We start from the raw sequence: 17,614 nt of genomic DNA on the forward strand, positions 1-17,614 counted from the left end.
TCTCTTATATTATGATCTTTATTTCTTACTCAAATAATCTCTAATCAGCTCAGCTAGTTCTACTGCTTTCACTTCATCATATCGATGATCATTAAATAAATTAATAATATGGCGTCCCAATAAGGCAGAGTTTAGCGGTACTTTCTGATCAAATAAGAAAGCAAATGATTGATAATGCCTGCTTGCAAAATGTCCATGCTCGAAAACATGCTTGATCAAACTTTCAGCGTCCTCAACCCATAAATTAAACCTCCAGAGTTGAAAGGTGTTAGGCAATGCCCACTCATTCAAATATTGGGCATATATAGTGTTTAGTCTTTTCTTACGTTCTAACGATTGATGCAAACCATCCTTGATGAGTGTAGGTAATTTACCAGCAGTTATTATTGGTTTCCGCTGGTCAAGCCAATACGCAGAATAATCCACATCAACTTTATTATTAAAATCTAATGCATTGTGAAATAAATCAAGAAGATGTTCATGAGCCTCTTGATCGAAGTCATCACTCCATTTCACACTTTTAAGCTGATTCTTAATAATGCCCCAGCCACCATGGCCAATTTCTAGCAACTTCGAATAACCCGTGCTATATAACTCTATATCAGACAATTCATTTTGCTTTAGAAAACTAGGCTCTGCTAAGCAGCGATCATCAATAACCAATGAATCTGGAAACAAACCTTTCCATCGTGCCAATTTATTCCCAAAATTAGGGTCTACATAGCCATAATTATGGGCATATAGTATGTGACATATACTCTCTTCGTGAGTATTAGCCCATTCTTCGCATTTACTCCAATCAATACAATATGTTTCAAGAGAGATATCTATAAAGATAATACGTACTCCAGCCTTAATAAATATAGCGGGTACTATTGGGCAAATGTTTGCTGGTATTAGGTATACGCTAGCCTCATCGGCATGATTTATAAGAAAGTTGTATAAAACCGCAGACGCTCTACGAGCAATCAACAATTGATTCATCGTAATGATCCTTTAACAGAACAGACACTAACCGTGCCAGCCCCTTACCATCCACTAAGTCAAGCCCTCTGCTTGCATGTACTGAACGCACTTGCGGATCCAGCATTTTTTTTATCGCATCCTCTACTGATGTCATTAGACATGGACTGTCCCACTCCTCCGTCTTTAAGCCGAAATTGCGACTGGTGAATCCGTTAATATCGGCCATCTGATTATCGATTAATGGAGTAATTATTGGTGGCAACCCTCTAGAAGCCATCTCATATAAAGTCTGTCCCCCACCACAAATTGCAAAATCAGAGTCATCCATCAAATGGCACATCTCGCGAGCAGAACAATTTCTATATATCGCCACCTGCCTTGGAAATTGCTCAACTACATCAGATGATGTCCCCGCACCCAGCACCAAACTAACAGATAACTCAGGGTGAGCTCTACTCAAATAATCAGCCATCGGAAGTGATAAACCTCGAATATCGCTCCCCCCAAAAGTCACTAACACCTTTAGTTTGCCGCTTTTGTTCTTTCTAGGGATCGCTTGAAGAAACTCAGTTCTAAGGCAGCAATAATTTGAACCTAATAAATAAACAACTTCCCGTTGGCGAGGGATAAAAGAATCCAGTTCCGCACCGACAGTCCAGTTAATGACCACACCTTTTTGATGATCTCTCTCGGGAAAGTCATCAATAATGGCAAGATTTAAAGGCAACGAAGCTAGGTTTTTAAAAAATGTTTCATCTACTCTAAATGAGTCGACAAGTATGTGAGTTGGTGAGAATTTACTAATAAGCTCAGATATACTATTTTCCCAACACCCCTCCCAATCACTATCTATCGCATCAACCCCTAAATGATAGACAGCAGTGAACACTTGAGCATTTCGTTGCAATAATGCAGTTTTAATTGATGTACACCGATTGATATGTCCATAGCCAACATGGCTGCCACAGTCAGTCAAAATTAGAAATCTTGGCATTTCTCTATGCCTTACTGATTAATCAGCAAATAATCCCATCGAGTCAAACTTTCATGCTCATTTCCGTTTGTATCGATTTCAATATGTTTATGAAAATCAGCTACCTTAAAACCTAGGTTTTCTAATTTTCTGACAAATGTTTCAGGCTTCATGTAAAAAATTCTTTTAGGCGCGATAATAAAAGGTTCTTTACTAAAAATACCGATTAAAGTCTGTTTTAACCTTAGCCAAAACATTTTAAATCCTTGATTTTTCAAAACCCAGTACAACCATTGCAATATAGAATCTCCATAATTCTTCCCATCAAACTCATTTACTGCGGGCAATTCCCCAATAAAAATGACTCCACCTTTTTTGGTAATGCGCTTGACTTCAGCCAAAGCTTGGTCAACTACAACTTCCGTTTGGAGGATATGAAACGTAGAATTAGAGATAGTTTTATCCGAGTAGTTATCCGGGATGTTGCTTAAGTTGTCTAACAGACCCAGCTCAATAGATATTTTCCCTGAAGCTGACGGATCTTTTATGAGAAGGTGGCCATGAACCTTTATAATTTCTTCTATCGTGGGCAATACCCCTATTAAGCGCCCTATTCTTCCATCAACATTCTTTTGGCTAATTTTCTGCAGCAATAAAGCATCTCCGCAACCAATATCAACGACTACATCGTCTTTTTTGAATGCAAATTTTGATATAACTTTATCTATAACGAAATTAGTTAAGTCTGGTCTGCCAGTTCTACCGGTAAGCTCATTTATATCCTTAGATTTAGCCTTAGCTCGGTAGACTTCCACAAAATCAGAAAATTTATAAATTGACATTTTGATCTTTACAAAAATAAAACAATTAAATGCTTGCGGCCATTTCGGAAAATTTTCTTGGTGCTAAGCGGCCAGTACGAATAATATCTAACGAATCATCCCCTTCGTTGAGTAGCAAATCCATCATCGACAAATAAGAAGTAAAGTCACCATGCAACTGTCGGTAAACAGGATGATTATAAGTATGAAATACTATCTCTATACCAGCCTCTTCAAAATAGGAGGCATCTTCAGTCAAATAAGAATAAGCACCCATAGGTGATATATATCGATCCACATTAAAGTGCTTGCAAATATCAATCAAACGACCATGCCGAGTCGGATTATGCGGCACGTCATGTCCTCTCACTCGCGGAGTATCAATTAAAAGCTTTTGACATATTTTCTCGATAAAATCGATATTGATGTCTGCTAGAGATTCACCTTGCTGAATCCGAGCAAGCCAGTCAATAATCCACTGCAAATGTTCATTTGCAAACCTGGCTTTAGCATATGAATGCTTAATCGTATTGATTGACTTATGGAAAACACCTAGATTTCCTACTTCGGCGTCTTTAATCGTAGTTTTTAATGTTTTCGAATAAGTAACTGGAAGTGATATCCACACAGGCCCTTGAGATGATTTGACTCGATTACGTTGTTGCCAACTCTGCTTAGAGAACTCGACAGTATCCAAGTAAACAAAGTAATCAACCTGATCAATTAAATCAAAGTATCCTATCCACGGCAGGAAAGTCGGCTGCATTATCGCAATCGTAGTCATCTAAAAATGCTCTAATCTATTCATTACTTTTCTGCCAGTTCTCAAATATTTTGGCTAAGCACATTCACAACCTCTTTCACACTGGCAGCTTTTCCAAAAATCCACTCATCAAGCAAATGAAGCTTAGGATAATGATTCAGCTCTGCATCAAGTGCAATCTTGGCTTGAACAAAATCGAGTGTAGGAAATTTATAAGACACTGGAGTTTTCATTACCTTATAATTACTTGGCAATTCCCCAGTAGTAACGCCAAGCTTAACCAACTCCTCCCATACTTGGTTAATATACAAATCTGGGTTCAAATATATCTCGCTATCCTCACTAGCAAGCACTTCAGCAAGAGCGTATGCACGACCATCGGGAGCAGTTGCATTGCCAAAAGTACTAGGGGTTGATGCTCTATAAGTCAAATCATCTTGATTAAAATCTTGAACCCATGAATATGGGCCCACTACATCTCGAGCAACATCATAATAAAATAGCACCATAGGTACTGAATGCGTAGTTTTCGAAAAATCTATATCCAACTTTAAGGTTTCTGACAAATTTTTGGAGCTAGATGTCCAGAATATGCGATCACACGCTAAGAATTCCCCATCATTTAATTCCACTTTTAGTTCATCATGCCTATCCTGATGAATTGCTTGAATAGACACTGCTGTTCGTATTTGCACACCTAACGATTGCAGGTGACTTGTTGCTGCTCGTGCAAACCCCCCCATTCCACCATTCATTGGGTAGAAACACCTGTGCGGAAAACCAGAAGCCACATCTTTGACATATCTCATTGGATCATCAGCACTAGATCTCAAGACAAGCTCATTCAGTACTGGATGGGTTTTCAGCAATGCGGCTACATCCGACTTAACTAGACTTACCCGTCTAGCCGGTATCGCAGAGAATGCCAGAGAGGATAAGTACTCTGGCTCCACTAACAGCATCTTCATAAGGGGCTTGCGGAGCAAATTAGCCACTTCTCGGCCATATCGATTGGCTAAGAATTCATCCAGAGTTTCCTCAAGAACTGGCTCTTTCAACACCTGACCCTCATTCGATGCAACATGATCAAGTAAATCAAATAAACACTTTGAAATTACTGTATCAGGATAATTACTAAAATCAGGGTATTCGATTCCTAGAGTTTCAACTCCCAGATACAATGACTTAACCACGGGGCTTATACCTAGTGGCTCTTCACCAAGCAAGTCTAAAAGTATTTGGGTTGTATTGTCATCTTCATTGGAAAAGACATGACATCCCAAATCAAGTTGGAATCCATTCCATGGTATAGAAAAATGTATGCCTCCAAGGTTCTTTCCATGCTCAATCAATACGACTTCGGCACCTTGGTCAGCAAGATACTTAGATGCAACTATGCCTTTAAATCCACCACCGACAATCACAACCTTGGGTTTCATTGTTCAGATCTTTTAAATTCAGATTGAAAAGCAGCAAACATTAGCTCTGCATGCCTAAAATCGTCCTCTGTATCTATATCCTGCACTCGCCAACGTGGGATGAATATAGGAAATGAAGTATCAGAAAACACGCGTTTTTTATTAATCCATGCATCAGAGCGCCCCCAATAAAATTGGCCAGCATCATGAAGAGCCATTGGCAGATCTTGAGAACGTTTAGAAAAATGCTCCGGAAAAAACATTTCTAATCCGCCACAATCACTCTGTTTAAATGAGCGAAAAATTGGAGAAGCAAATTCAGTGACAGAGAATGCATACTCCCACTGCCCTGAATTAAGAGCATCAAACCCCCGTTTAAGATCATCAACTTGAACAAAAGGAGCTGTTGGATATAAACAGCAAAGCGCATCAATAGCGCCAAGATTATCAATAGCCCACTGCGTCGAATGTGCAATGACTTCTGCTGTCCCGGCATAGTCATCAGCCAATTCAGCGGGACGAACAAATGGCACGTCAGCGCCATACTGCATAGCAACGTCTGCTATTTCACTATCATCTGTCGAGACAATAATATGATCAAACAATCCTGAAGAACTAGCTGCTTCAATAGTCCACGCAATCATAGGTTTACCATGAAAATTGCGAATATTTTTACGAGGAACTCTTTTACTCCCTCCGCGAGCGGGAATCACTGCGATTGTTTTTCTTGTCACGCTATGCGTCTCAGTAACAGCATCTCAGAATGATAACCGTCTACCGTCCGATATCCATAAGGTAACACATTACGTTCCACCAGCTCATACCCTGGTAGCATGGATAAATAGTCCTCACTTTTGATCGGTGTATCTACACCTACATCACCAGGATTTTTACGCACCTGTTTTCCTTCTCTCATATTTCTAAGAAGAATCCATGTTGTTTCGAGCCTAGCAACCTGTTGCAAGTAATTGCTGACGATCTCTGGCTCCATTTCCTGAAAAGAAATAAAGTTAACAAATAGATCGACTTTCCCCTGTAATTTTTCAATTTGCCATGAAGCAAGCACAGAAGCTGCTGGAAGCGCATTAATTTCTATTCTCGGCTCTGTTTTCAGTTGTGCATATGTTGCTACATTCTCTTTGCCAAGAACCTCTGTCAGGTAGTATTGGGCTATATAACTCGTCGGTGGGATGTCGACGTCAATGTAGCGAATATCCTGTATACCTGAATGTGCTAACACCTCACCTAATGTGCCAAATCCCCCACCGATCTCAAGTACAGTTCTCGGCACATCGACAATATGCTTCTTCAATAGTGCAAGCCCAAGAATATAATTCAGCGCTGATCTGCTATATTTTTTCCCATCAAACTCCCAATGTTCGACCGGTTGCCCGACTTGACTCTCCGAGAACGTATGCAAGTAAGGAAGCTTACTAACATCATCAGCAGCCAGTAAGACTCTATAATCTGAGAGAGCTGCATTATAGCCACTGAGAAACTGATCGAGCGCTAATGTAGGTTTTGCAAAATCGGGGAAGAATTTCCTGAAAAAGTCAGTTAGCTGGCTAATTTGTTCAGAGCTAAAACTATTGGCAGGTGACCCGTAAGTTGGAACAAAAAACCCCAGAGGTTTTGGCAAAGATCTAAAGTTTTCTATACCAGCCTCGCAAATTTCTTGCACTATCTGATGTGAGGCCCCCTCCCAAAATGCCGAGGGCTGATAAATCGAATCCTGAAATTTCATGTCTTCGATGGCAAGTAACAACTCTGGATATTCATTCATAATTTTCAATATCTTCTTAATAATTATTATCTTAAATTAAGCTCTATTTTTTCTTTCACTTCCAATTGCATCTGGTCAGTTAAACCTGAAAACATAGGAATACTAATTGCTTCGGTATAGTACTTCTCTGCTTCGGGATAATCATTTCTGTCATAGCCCAGTTTTTCATAATATGGCTGCCGATAGACAGGAATGTAATGCAGGTTCACACCAATATCTGAAGCACGTAACAACTCAAAAATCTCTCTATGATTTTTGTTTAATTTGCCTAACTGCAAGCGAATCACATACAAGTGAAAAGCTGAGTAAATATCGGGATGTTGCCATGGTACCAACACAGGCATACCAGCGAAGAAAAGATCGTAACTTCTAGCAAGTTTATTTCTTCTGGCAACAAACTCATCCAACTGCCGCAGTTGGCTTAAACCCAGCGCAGCCTGAATATCCGTCATTCTGTAATTAAACCCTAAGCCTATCTGCTGGTAATACCAAGGGCCATCTGATACATGCGTCATCTTGTTTGCATCACGCGTGATGCCATGACTGCGGAGCAATTGCATGCGATCCGCGAGCTCAGGATTGTTGGTTACGGCGATTCCGCCTTCACCCGTAGTGATTATTTTGACTGGGTGAAAACTGAATACAGTGACATCACTATATTTGCAGCCACCTATTGGTTCATCCTTGTATCTGCCACCTATTGCATGTGATGCATCTTCTATGATTCTGAATCCATACTGTTTACCAAGTGCATGAATAGCCTCCATATCACATGATAGACCAGCAAGATGTACAGGAATAACCACTTTGGGTAGCTTGCCTGTTTTATCGGCAATTTCAAGTTTCTGTGCCAAACGCTCAACGCTGAGATTGTAGGTTTTTGCATCAATATCAACAAAATCAACCTGCGCTCCGCAATATAGTGCGCAATTTGCGCTTGCTACAAATGTAATCGGGCTGGTCCAGACTATATCGCCGGGCCCAACATCTAGCGCAAGACAGGCAATATGAAGTGCGCTAGTAGCGCTATTTACAGCAACTGCATGCTGCGCGCCACAATAGCTTGCGACAGCAATCTCAAATGCAGGAACTGCCGGCCCTTGTGTCAGGTAGTCCGAGTGCAACACATCGACTACCGCCTGAATATCAGCTTCGCTTATAGTTTGTCGTCCATAAGGAATCATGAGTTAAATCTTCCCGACTATATCGAGATTTTTGGTTATCCAGTCTTTAAGCTGGTCGACATTCATCCACTCGGCATTGTTGCTGGAAGAATAAGTAAAGTCCGGCGCGACTTTCACACCCCCTTTAATTCTCTCAGGGTCTTCGCTCCATTTATGGATTGCGGGTAAAATTTTGTAGTGCTCAGGATATTCATAAGTATATAGCGCATCCTCCTCCCCAATCATTTGCTCGTGCAACTTTTCCCCCGGGCGAATTCCTACGATTTTATGCTCGGCATCTGATGCAACCGCTTTGGCGATATCCAGAATATTCATGGATGGAATTTTCTTGACATAGATTTCACCTCCGACCATATCTTCAAATGCATGCCAAACCAGATCTACACCTTGCTCCAAGGTAATCATGAATCGCGTCATACGTTCGTCGGTTATTGGTAAAATACCGCTATCTACAAGAGACATGAAAAATGGAATTACTGAGCCTCTAGAGCCCATAACATTGCCGTATCTCACCACAGAAAACCTCGAGGATGCCGTTCCGGAATATGAATTACCAGCGACAAAAAGTTTGTCAGAAGCAAGTTTAGTAGCGCCATAAAGATTTGCTGGACTGCTTGCCTTATCTGTTGAAAGCGCAACCACACGTTTCACGCCTTGATCAATACAGGCATCGATCAGGTTCATGGCACCGTTAATATTGGTTTTGACGCATTCGAATGGGTTGTATTCGGCTGTTGGTACAATTTTGGTTGCTGCAGCATGCACTACGTAATCAATACCATGTAATGCTCTGCTTAGCCGGTCTTTATCTCGTACATCACCGATAAAAAACCGTACGCGCGGGTCATCACCATAGAGCTTGGCCATTTCCCACTGCTTCATTTCATCACGTGAAAAAATAACTAGCCTGCGTGGATTATATTTAGCAAGTGTAAGCGGTACAAAAGTATGACCAAACGAGCCGGTACCGCCAGTAATCAATATTGAGGAATTCGTTAACATTTTTAATCCATTATTACCAATTGAGGTCTCATTTCGAGAAAGTTTCCTGCATTATCTTTGCAGTAGGAACAGTTTCGTCTACTAGACTACCTAGTGCTAACCGGTAAAGACGGTCGCAATTTTCTACAGTTGAAAGCCTATGCGCAACGATAATGATTGTCTTTGCTCCATGTAGAGCTTCTATGGCTTCCATTATGCCCTCTTCTGTAGTTGTGTCCAAAGCACTGGTAGCTTCATCCAATATGAGAACTTGCGGATCATGATAAAGCGCTCGGGCTATACCGATACGCTGCCTTTGACCTCCTGACAGCCTGACGCCACGTTCACCGACGATTGTATCGAGACCAATCTCCAATGACGTAATAAATTCATCCAGTTGTGCCGCCTTAATTGCCCGCATAACAGCGGACTCATCTATCTGATCATCTGCAAGACCAAAAGCTATATTTCGACGCAAAGTGTCGTCAGTAAGATATATGGATTGTGGTACATATCCGATTTTGGATTGCCATCCTCGTAAATTTTTGGTTATTTCTTGGCCATCTACCACTACCTCACCGATATTTGGCACAAGCAAACCCATAATAATGTCCACTAACGTGCTTTTACCTGATCCACTTGTGCCTATAAACCCTATCGATTCGCCTTTTCTTATATTCAGACTGATATTATTCAAAGCAGGCGAGGTTGTATTTGGATACATAAAAGTCAGATTTCTAACCTGAAGCTCCTGAATAAACGGCATAGTACAAGTTGGTTTTGTATCATGTCCATCGATTTTCAACTTGAGTTCTTCGTACAGCGTATCAATTATTGGGATGCCATAGCGGACAGTTTGGATTGATTGCAACATACGATTGGCAGATGGAAGAAGTCTGAAAGCTGCTGCTGCAAAAAGACCAAGTATAGGCAAAACATTTTCAATTTTTCCACCCTGCCGGATCATTATCACCACAAGCATAGACAAGCCGGATATTGCGAGAAACTCCAAGCCAAGCCTTGGCATTTGCTGCAATCCGACCTGCTGACCAGCTACTCTGGCACTTTTACTGTTATGGGTCGCATATTCTTTCAGGAAATTTATTCCTCGCCCCAGCAATAAAACATCCTTCACCCCACCTAGGCCTTCTTGAAGGTGCTGAATTCGCATGCCATCATGATATTGTCTGGTAGTACCCCAGCGCATTATTTTATTGCGCGTCAATTTCAAAAAACCATATCCAGCAATTGCCAATATTGAGACAACAAGAACAGCACCGACCGGTTCGATGCAGAGTAATAAAACGGCAATCCCAATAATGACCAATGCCTCCGTCATAATCAGAAGAAAAGCACTAATTGATATCGTCAGGAGATTTGTTTCAATGGTTACATTACGAATGAGCTGAGCAGAGTTTCTTAGCAGATGAAATGTGTATTGCTGCCCAAGATAAATATCGAACAACCGTTGTGATAACTGTTCTTGCACACCAAATGCGAAACGTGCTTGACGCCAAGCAAGAAATGCAAGAAAAAGGTTTTTTACACCGTATACAGTCACGAGAAACAGCATGCCCCACATTACAAGCTCAGGTTGCGAAGGATCACCAAGCTTGTCGTAAACCCTTGCAACAAATACATATCTGTTAGCAAGATCATCCTGCATCATAAGACCAACAAGAGGAATGACAAGTCCTATACCTAGTGTTTCCAGCGCCATTCCTATAACCATTAAGAATAACAGGACTAGCGCTCCCTTTCTCTCGGACGGGGTCAATAAAGACCTAAATTTCCGGAAAATTTCCATCAGTTAAATGCCGAGACAAAGTCTTGATAGGCTATAGGTATGCCTTCACTTAATGAGATTTGAGCTTGCCAACCCAATTTCGCAGCAACACTGACATCCATTAACTTACGCATGGTGCCATCAGGTTTTGATACATCAAGAACTATCTCCCCTTGATAGCCGACAATACTTTTCACTTTTTCGGCCAATTCCAGAATTGTCAGATCCTCACCGCACCCAATATTAACCAATGGAGGGCGATTAAAATCTAAAGTTTCAATCAATTTACTCTGCTCAATTCCCAGCAGGAATAAACAAGCTGCCGCCATGTCGTCACTATGCAGCAACTCCCTTCGAGGTGTACCTGTACCCCAAACTGTGACTGTTTGACTTTGATTTAGCTTGGCCTCATGAAATTTTCGAATTAAAGCAGGTAAAACATGTGATGTTTCAAGATCGTAATTATCACCTGGACCATACAGATTAGTAGGCATAACTGCCAAATATTGCGTGCCGTATTGCCGATTATAACTCCAGCACATCTCAATACCGGCAATCTTGGCAAGCGCATATGGTCTATTGGTGAGCTCCAATGGGCCCGTAAGTAAATACTCTTCCTTAATCGGCTGAGGACAATCTCTAGGGTATATGCAACTTGAGCCTAGGAATAACAGTCTTTTTACTCCACTAAGATATGACTGATGTATGACATTAGTTTGAATAGCCAAGTTTTCATGGATAAATTCAGCAGGATAAGTGTTATTCGCATAAATACCACCTACTTTTGCTGCAGCTAATAATACGTATTCTGGCTTTTCTAGATCAAAGAAATCTTGTACGGCATACTGGTTAGTAAGATCTAATTCAGCGTGCGTGCGAGTGATAATATTGCTATAGCCTTTGGCTATGAGTTGACGCATGAGTGCCGAACCAACCAACCCGCGATGCCCTGCCACATAGATTTTTGCTAACTTATCCATAACTTCTACTCATGGTAATCAAACGCATCGAAACCATGCTGCTTGACCAGTTCATCACGTTGCGCACTCTTCAGGTCTTCTCTGACCATCTCAGAGACAAGCTCTTGGAATGTCGTTTTTGGTGTCCAGCCTAGTTTCTCTTTGGCTTTGGTGGGGTCGCCAAGCAGCGTCTCGACTTCAGTAGGCCTGAAATAGCGTGGGTCGACTTGCACAATAACTTTGCCATTGGCATCGATGCCTTTCTCATCGACGCCAGCGCCTTGCCAAGTGACCTTGATATCGAGCTCTTTAGCGGCTGCATTGACGAAGTCGCGGACGCTGTATTGCACACCAGTAGCGATAACGAAGTCTTCAGCTTGGTCTTGTTGCAGCATGAGCCATTGCATTTCGACGTAGTCTTTGGCATGACCCCAGTCTCGGAGTGAGTCCATATTGCCGAGGTATAGGCATTCTTGGAGACCTAGCTTGATACGGGCTAGCGCACGGGTGATCTTGCGGGTGACGAAGGTTTCTCCACGTAGTGGGCTCTCGTGATTGAAGAGGATGCCGTTACAGGCATAGATGCCATAGGCTTCACGGTAGTTGACGGTGATCCAGTAGCCATAGAGCTTAGCGACAGCATAGGGACTACGTGGGTAGAATGGGGTGCTTTCTTTTTGTGGGATCTCTTGCACAAGACCGTAGAGCTCTGAGGTGGAGGCTTGATAGAAGCGGGTCTTTTTTTCGAGTCCTAGGATACGGATGGCTTCCAGGATACGGAGTGTGCCGATACCATCAGCATTGGCTGTGTATTCCGGGGTCTCGAAGCTGACTGCGACATGGCTCATGGCTGCTAGGTTGTAGATCTCGTCTGGCTGTACCTGTTGAATGATGCGGATCAGGTTGGTGGAGTCAGTGAGGTCGCCGTAGTGCAGGATGAAGTTCTTGTTGTCGACATGCGGGTCTTGATAGAGGTGATCAATTCGGTCTGTATTGAATAAAGAAGCACGGCGTTTTATACCGTGCACAATGTAACCTTTACTTAATAACAGTTCCGCCAGATACGCGCCGTCCTGCCCCGTGATGCCACTGATTAATGCCACTTTACTCATAATGTTATGCCTTGTCTTCTGCACCAGATATGGTTGCTTCCTGCCTTAAGGTTTCTATTTCGTCAGATAACGCTTGATATTCTTGAATTTTTTGTTTTAAAAAACGTAAAGTAATTACAGTTTTTTGCTCTATTCCGCTAGGCGTCAGAAGATACATATAGGCAAGTTTATTTTTGCTATTGCGAAAATTCGTGGCCTTCACTAACCCGATATCCACCAACGCTTTAAGGCAGAAGTTGGCCTTACCCAAACTGATATCAAGCGCTTTTGCAAGTTCGCGCTGGCTAATCTCAGGCTTTGCTTCAACCAGCTTTAGTATCTTGTAACGATATTCGTCAGTGAGCATTTAGGCTTCAAAGTGATGAGTGCGTTCAGCACATGAACGAAGTGTATCAAAAACTTTATCGCTTTAACAAGCGTCTATCAATATGTAATGCATATTAATAATGTGCAGCTTAATAAAAACATCTTAAAATCACCCATCATCAGAGGATATTCCATGTCAAAAAACTTACTTATTACAGGCGCCAATCGAGGCCTTGGACTTGAGTTTACTAAGCAATATGCAGAAGCGGGCTGGCGTGTTATTGCATGTTGTCGCAATCCAGAAAGTGCTGAAGCTCTCAACTTAGTGGCGTCTGCATATAGTGAGTCGATCACTGTTTACCAATTAGATGTTGGCAATTTTGAACAAGTCGATACGTTATCAAAAACGCTGACAGAACCGATTGATCTTTTAATCAATAATGCCGGGATATACCCAGATAGCAACAGTCATGACTTATACGAAAACTGGTTGAATGCATTCCGTATCAATAGCCTTGCCCCCTTTAAAGTAGCTCAGGCTTTTGAGGCACATGTAAAAAAAGGCCAGTTTAAAAAGATCATCAATATCACAAGTAAGATGGGCAGCATTGCAGACAATACGAGCGGTGGCAGCTACATCTATCGTTCGAGCAAAACTGCGTTGAATATGATTATCAAAAGCTTATCAATTGAGCTGGCGCCAAAAGGCATCACGACTATCGTATTACATCCTGGTTGGGTACAGACCGATATGGGTGGCCCAAATGGATTGATTAATGTACAGCAAAGTGTCAGCGGCATGCGTAATGTGATTGAAGCAATCACGCTCGCAGATAGTGGAAAATTCTACGCGTATGATGGAAAAGAAATCCCTTGGTAATTGATGAAACAACCAGACATCATCAGGCCTCTGATCTTTAAAGGGAGAGGCGCATCCAGCAATCATGCCAGCCGTTTTGATGCTGCCCATCATGCTGAGATTGATGATGGCTGGGATAACCTTACGAATGCATTAGGCTCTCTTAGGACAGAAGTACTAATTGATAACACCAAATCGATTATTAATTGGAATAAATCGCCCGATATTTCATATGATCGCTCGGTAAACCCCTACCGCGGTTGTGAACATGGATGTATCTATTGTTATGCACGCCCCTCCCATAGCTACTTAGGCTTTTCGGCTGGGCTTGATTTTGAAACGCGAATACTTGCAAAACCGAACGCTGCTGAGTTGTTAAGAAAAGAGCTTAGTAAACCGAGCTATGTATGTGCACCTATAGCGTTAGGCTCTAATACTGATCCATATCAGCCTATAGAACGAGATTACAAGATCACGCGTGAGATATTGCAAGTATTGGCTGAATTCCGACACCCACTCACAATTGTGAGTAAGTCATCCATGATTGAGCGTGATATCGATATTTTAGCGCCGATGGCAAAATATGGATTAGTGCAAACCTTCATCTCTATTTCGACATTACAGAATGATATATCACGCACACTTGAGCCACGCACAGTAGCTCCGCTAAGAAGAATTGAAACAATGAGAAGATTGCATGAGGCTGGAATCCCAGTTGGTGTGATGACAGCCCCTATCATCCCTGTGCTCACAGATACCGAGATGGAATCCATATTGCACGCTGCTGCTGAAGCCGGGGCCTCTTATGCGGGCTATGTACTCTTGCGTTTACCCTTGGAAGTAGCGCCTTTATTTGAAGAATGGCTGCAGTTACACCATCCATTAAAAGCAGCGCATGTCATGAGCATCGTCAGGCAAAGCAGGAATGGTGAAGTGTATCAGTCGGGATTTCATGAACGCATGCGGGGGAGCGGGCTTTTCGCCGACATGATCAGGCAGAGGTTTAGGCTAACGACACGAAAGCTTGGATTGAATGTTTTAAAGTTGCAGTTGAATACGAATCTATTCGCGCCACCTATCACAAAGAAGCACATCAGCCAGCTTGATCTGTTTTAGTGCTTAACCTATTAAAACTAAAGCCCAGTAAAGCGCTTGATATCGCGTAGCTGTCTTTTAGTCGGCCGACCTGCTCCACGCTCACGTTTGGCATGATCAGCTTCGCCCGTTACGGCCAAATTTTGACGCTTGGCCAGGCTTGCAGCCGTCTCTTCATAAAGTAACGCGGCTTCTGGTGCGCCGCGGCGCATGTTAGATAGCGCTGTAACAGTCACTTCCATTTCTAGCTCTTTACGACGAATAAGAATGACCTGCCCCACCTTCACTTCTTTTGCAGGCTTGACACGATTGCTATCTACGTGGATTTTGCCCCCATCTATCGCATCGGTTGCTAAACTACGGGTCTTGAAGAAGCGCGCAGCCCATAACCATTTATCTAAACGGCATTTTTCGTCATTGATCTCAGAAGCGCTCATTTAACAATCACTAGGAAAGATGATGGTTGCTCTTGTAAATCTGGCTGTAACTCTTCAGCGTACGTTGTACACGCCCCATGACCGTATCGCCCGCATAATAGCCAGAGTCATCGATACTGCCGGCTGGCAAATTAGCCAGCAGTGAAATGCCTTCAAGCACATGGTTGATGGTATAGATATGGAACAAACCTTGATCGATCGCAGTAATAACTTCGTTATCCAGCACCAAGTGATTTAGATTGCGCTCTGGCACGATAACGCCTTGTGTACCATCCAGTCCTATCTCTCGACAGACACGGAAATATCCTTCGATCTTCTCATTAATACCGCCGATTGGCATCACTTCACCATGCTGATTCAGCGCTCCGGTAACCGCAATACCCTGTGATAAAGGTAGACCTGAGAGATCAGACAACACAGCAAATAATTCGGCACATGATGCAGAATCGCCCTCAACCCCATAGTATTCTTGCTCAAAAACGATGGACGCTTCCAAAGCCAAAGGAGCAAGTGTTGAGAAGCTCGCAGATAACCAGCTCTTGAGAATGAATATGCCTTTATCGTGATTAGGCCCTGTCATCCTGACTTCACGATCAATATTGATCACCCCTTTATTGCCCGCATGACAACGCGCCGAGATGCGTACAGGGGAGCCGAAGCCAACATCGCCTAAATCGATATGGGTTAAACCATTGATTTGCCCAACGGCCCCACCTTGCGTACGCACCACTACCTCACCATCTAGGATGGCATCCCTCAACTGTTGCTCCGCATATTGATGGCGCGCATAGCGGCTTGCCAGCGTAGTTTCTACATCAACCTTATCTACTAGGGCTGCACCGCGAGCGATGGCAAAGGCAGCACTTTCCAGCAATAGCTTTTGCAATTCTGCGAAATTAGTGCTGAGACGCCTTTTATCTTCGATCTGTCGATGCATCTCACGGAGCAACGCAATAACAGCCTCAACACTACAATGTGGCACATCAAGCTCAACACACTGCTGGCCGATATGTTGGGCATAAGCATGATAGCTAGCCGAATCAGCAAGCAGCATATCGACAAAATCCACCTTGATCGGAAAGTGTCTTGCAAAACCATCAGCTTCTTCCTGTAGCGCGTAATATTCTTCACGCGTGGCGATAAGCACCACTTTCACACTGGTTTTCAATGGGGACGGCGAAAAATGACTGGTAGTGCCCTGAGATGACCCTGCACTGACTTCTTCGATCTGGATATGTCCATTACGCAAGAAACGCTGCAACTTCTCAAGAATCTGGTTACCACTTTGCTGATCAGCATTAAGATCACGTAATTGCAGCAGCAATAATCCGCCATGCGCTTTAAGTAAATGGCCCGCACGCAATCTCATAAAGTCTGCGGCATTATCTCCACTATCGGCAACGCTTTCCATTCCGCCAAACAATGATGAAAATGAAGGGTCATCATCATAAATCACAGGGGCTCCAGTAAGACCGCGATGGTCGACCATCAAGTTCACACGATGCCTGCCGAGAAAGTTTTCCAAAACGCCATCGGAATCATTATTGGCTTGCGCTTGAAACACCTCGATATTGTCGAGAATGTCTTGTTTGACTCTAGTTAAATATTGGTCAAATAAGTGTGAATCTACAACTTTTTCTGATGCAGCCTGCTGAATCTTGGCAAGCTGCTCTGTCACGTAGACCTCTACAGATTTTTTGGCTGTCTCGCTGACAACTTTATCAAGCGCCGCCTCAGGTGATGCGACAGATGTCGGATCAGCCAATAAGGAAGGCAAAGCTTTTGCGATATTTCTGATATAGGCGTCGATTAAACTGCGCAAGGCGAATCCAAAACCGGCACTCACATACAATACAATCGGTTTTTCAGGTGTAGCAAAGTTATGAAGCACTAGAAGATCAGGAGGCGTGGCCTGCTTGGCGGCAAAGTCCCGCATGGCCTGCAATGTCAGTGAAGTACGCCCACTACCTGGCTCACCGAGAACGATTAAGTTAAATCCAGACTGCTGCATCGCCAATCCGAATTGCGCGGCCTTTTCTGCTTGTGCCTGCCCAATCCAGCCTAGATTTTTGTCATTGACCAGTTCAGAGGTATCAGAGAATGTCAGGTCATTTGCCGTTAAAGCGAATGTCAGCGCTTGCGAGGATAGTTTTTGTAGCATATTGCTCAAT

Annotated in this window: 17 protein-coding genes; 2 read left to right on the forward strand and 15 right to left on the reverse strand. The window is 42.8% G+C overall.

Annotation, left to right across the window (positions count from 1 at the left end):
• Positions 1–18: 18 nt before the first annotated feature.
• The 13 genes from A7981_RS06950 to A7981_RS07010 form a co-directional block, all read right to left on the reverse strand.
• A complete protein-coding gene (locus A7981_RS06950; RefSeq protein WP_067265957.1) occupies positions 19–984 on the reverse strand; it encodes a hypothetical protein in 966 nt (321 codons plus the stop codon).
• The gene (locus tag A7981_RS06955) at positions 959–1,960 is read right to left on the reverse strand and encodes a PseG/SpsG family protein (protein WP_067265960.1); all 1,002 of its coding nucleotides are present in this window, start codon (positions 1,958–1,960) and stop codon (positions 959–961) included. Before A7981_RS06955 ends, A7981_RS06950 begins: the two co-directional genes overlap by 26 nt.
• Before the next feature lie 11 nt (positions 1,961–1,971).
• Positions 1,972–2,781, reverse strand: a complete 810-nt coding sequence (locus A7981_RS06960; RefSeq protein ID WP_067265962.1) for a class I SAM-dependent methyltransferase — start codon at positions 2,779–2,781, stop codon at positions 1,972–1,974.
• Between the two features lie 25 nt (positions 2,782–2,806).
• On the reverse strand, positions 2,807–3,544 hold the full coding sequence (locus A7981_RS06965; protein WP_067265965.1) for a WbqC family protein: 738 nt from the start codon (positions 3,542–3,544) through the stop codon (positions 2,807–2,809).
• 41 nt (positions 3,545–3,585) lie between these two features.
• Positions 3,586–4,962, reverse strand: coding sequence for an NAD(P)-binding protein (locus tag A7981_RS06970; protein ID WP_067265968.1), 1,377 nt, complete (start codon positions 4,960–4,962; stop codon positions 3,586–3,588).
• Positions 4,959–5,675, reverse strand: coding sequence for a pseudaminic acid cytidylyltransferase (gene pseF / locus A7981_RS06975; RefSeq protein WP_254258511.1), 717 nt, complete (start codon positions 5,673–5,675; stop codon positions 4,959–4,961). Before pseF ends, A7981_RS06970 begins: the two co-directional genes overlap by 4 nt.
• A complete protein-coding gene (locus A7981_RS06980) occupies positions 5,672–6,724 on the reverse strand; it encodes a putative sugar O-methyltransferase (RefSeq protein WP_217234064.1) in 1,053 nt (350 codons plus the stop codon). Before A7981_RS06980 ends, pseF begins: the two co-directional genes overlap by 4 nt.
• A 26-nt stretch (positions 6,725–6,750) precedes the next feature.
• A complete protein-coding gene (gene pseC / locus A7981_RS06985; protein WP_067265974.1) occupies positions 6,751–7,908 on the reverse strand; it encodes a UDP-4-amino-4,6-dideoxy-N-acetyl-beta-L-altrosamine transaminase in 1,158 nt (385 codons plus the stop codon).
• A gap of 3 nt (positions 7,909–7,911) precedes the next feature.
• Entirely contained in the window at positions 7,912–8,910 is a 999-nt protein-coding gene (gene pseB, locus A7981_RS06990) for a UDP-N-acetylglucosamine 4,6-dehydratase (inverting) (protein ID WP_067265977.1), read from the reverse strand.
• A gap of 28 nt (positions 8,911–8,938) precedes the next feature.
• A complete protein-coding gene (locus tag A7981_RS06995) occupies positions 8,939–10,609 on the reverse strand; it encodes an ABC transporter ATP-binding protein (RefSeq protein WP_254258512.1) in 1,671 nt (556 codons plus the stop codon).
• Between the two features lie 86 nt (positions 10,610–10,695).
• Positions 10,696–11,655, reverse strand: a complete 960-nt coding sequence (locus tag A7981_RS07000) for a GDP-L-fucose synthase (protein ID WP_067265983.1) — start codon at positions 11,653–11,655, stop codon at positions 10,696–10,698.
• A 5-nt stretch (positions 11,656–11,660) separates the two neighbouring features.
• The gene (gene gmd, locus A7981_RS07005; protein ID WP_067265986.1) at positions 11,661–12,746 is read right to left on the reverse strand and encodes a GDP-mannose 4,6-dehydratase; all 1,086 of its coding nucleotides are present in this window, start codon (positions 12,744–12,746) and stop codon (positions 11,661–11,663) included.
• A gap of 4 nt (positions 12,747–12,750) precedes the next feature.
• Positions 12,751–13,092, reverse strand: a complete 342-nt coding sequence (locus A7981_RS07010; protein ID WP_067265990.1) for a MarR family EPS-associated transcriptional regulator — start codon at positions 13,090–13,092, stop codon at positions 12,751–12,753.
• A 153-nt stretch (positions 13,093–13,245) separates the two neighbouring features.
• Here A7981_RS07010 and A7981_RS07015 point away from each other — a divergent pair, with 153 nt between their 5' ends.
• Together A7981_RS07015 and A7981_RS07020 are read left to right on the forward strand one after the other, a co-directional pair.
• Positions 13,246–13,932, forward strand: a complete 687-nt coding sequence (locus tag A7981_RS07015) for an SDR family oxidoreductase (protein ID WP_067265993.1) — start codon at positions 13,246–13,248, stop codon at positions 13,930–13,932.
• Positions 13,933–13,935: 3 nt separating this feature from the next.
• Entirely contained in the window at positions 13,936–15,027 is a 1,092-nt protein-coding gene (locus tag A7981_RS07020; protein ID WP_067265997.1) for a PA0069 family radical SAM protein, read from the forward strand.
• A gap of 17 nt (positions 15,028–15,044) precedes the next feature.
• Here the strand turns inward: A7981_RS07020 and A7981_RS07025 are convergent, their stop codons facing one another.
• Positions 15,045–15,443, reverse strand: coding sequence for an RNA-binding S4 domain-containing protein (locus A7981_RS07025; RefSeq protein WP_067266001.1), 399 nt, complete (start codon positions 15,441–15,443; stop codon positions 15,045–15,047).
• Positions 15,444–15,453: 10 nt separating this feature from the next.
• Entirely contained in the window at positions 15,454–17,604 is a 2,151-nt protein-coding gene (locus A7981_RS07030) for a Lon protease family protein (protein WP_067266004.1), read from the reverse strand.
• Between the last annotated feature and the right edge of the window lie 10 nt (positions 17,605–17,614).

This window comes from Methylovorus sp. MM2 (assembly GCF_001648895.1).
Taxonomy (GTDB): domain Bacteria; phylum Pseudomonadota; class Gammaproteobacteria; order Burkholderiales; family Methylophilaceae; genus MM1.

Excerpts from the sequence above, each read along its gene's own strand:
- A7981_RS06950 (WP_067265957.1), bottom strand. The coding sequence starts at position 984 with ATGAATCAATTGTTGATTGCTCGTAGAGCGTCTGCGGTTTTATACAAC.
- A7981_RS06955 (WP_067265960.1), bottom strand. The coding sequence starts at position 1,960 with ATGCCAAGATTTCTAATTTTGACTGACTGTGGCAGCCATGTTGGCTAT.
- A7981_RS06960 (WP_067265962.1), bottom strand. The coding sequence starts at position 2,781 with ATGTCAATTTATAAATTTTCTGATTTTGTGGAAGTCTACCGAGCTAAG.
- A7981_RS06965 (WP_067265965.1), bottom strand. The coding sequence starts at position 3,544 with ATGACTACGATTGCGATAATGCAGCCGACTTTCCTGCCGTGGATAGGA.
- A7981_RS06970 (WP_067265968.1), bottom strand. The coding sequence starts at position 4,962 with ATGAAACCCAAGGTTGTGATTGTCGGTGGTGGATTTAAAGGCATAGTT.
- A7981_RS06980 (WP_217234064.1), bottom strand. The coding sequence starts at position 6,724 with ATGAATGAATATCCAGAGTTGTTACTTGCCATCGAAGACATGAAATTT.
- pseC (WP_067265974.1), bottom strand. The coding sequence starts at position 7,908 with ATGATTCCTTATGGACGACAAACTATAAGCGAAGCTGATATTCAGGCG.
- pseB (WP_067265977.1), bottom strand. The coding sequence starts at position 8,910 with ATGTTAACGAATTCCTCAATATTGATTACTGGCGGTACCGGCTCGTTT.
- A7981_RS06995 (WP_254258512.1), bottom strand. The coding sequence starts at position 10,609 with ATGGCGCTGGAAACACTAGGTATAGGACTTGTCATTCCTCTTGTTGGT.
- A7981_RS07000 (WP_067265983.1), bottom strand. The coding sequence starts at position 11,655 with ATGGATAAGTTAGCAAAAATCTATGTGGCAGGGCATCGCGGGTTGGTT.
- gmd (WP_067265986.1), bottom strand. The coding sequence starts at position 12,746 with ATGAGTAAAGTGGCATTAATCAGTGGCATCACGGGGCAGGACGGCGCG.
- A7981_RS07010 (WP_067265990.1), bottom strand. The coding sequence starts at position 13,092 with ATGCTCACTGACGAATATCGTTACAAGATACTAAAGCTGGTTGAAGCA.
- A7981_RS07015 (WP_067265993.1), top strand. The coding sequence starts at position 13,246 with ATGTCAAAAAACTTACTTATTACAGGCGCCAATCGAGGCCTTGGACTT.
- A7981_RS07020 (WP_067265997.1), top strand. The coding sequence starts at position 13,936 with ATGAAACAACCAGACATCATCAGGCCTCTGATCTTTAAAGGGAGAGGC.
- A7981_RS07025 (WP_067266001.1), bottom strand. The coding sequence starts at position 15,443 with ATGAGCGCTTCTGAGATCAATGACGAAAAATGCCGTTTAGATAAATGG.
- A7981_RS07030 (WP_067266004.1), bottom strand. The coding sequence starts at position 17,604 with ATGCTACAAAAACTATCCTCGCAAGCGCTGACATTCGCTTTAACGGCA.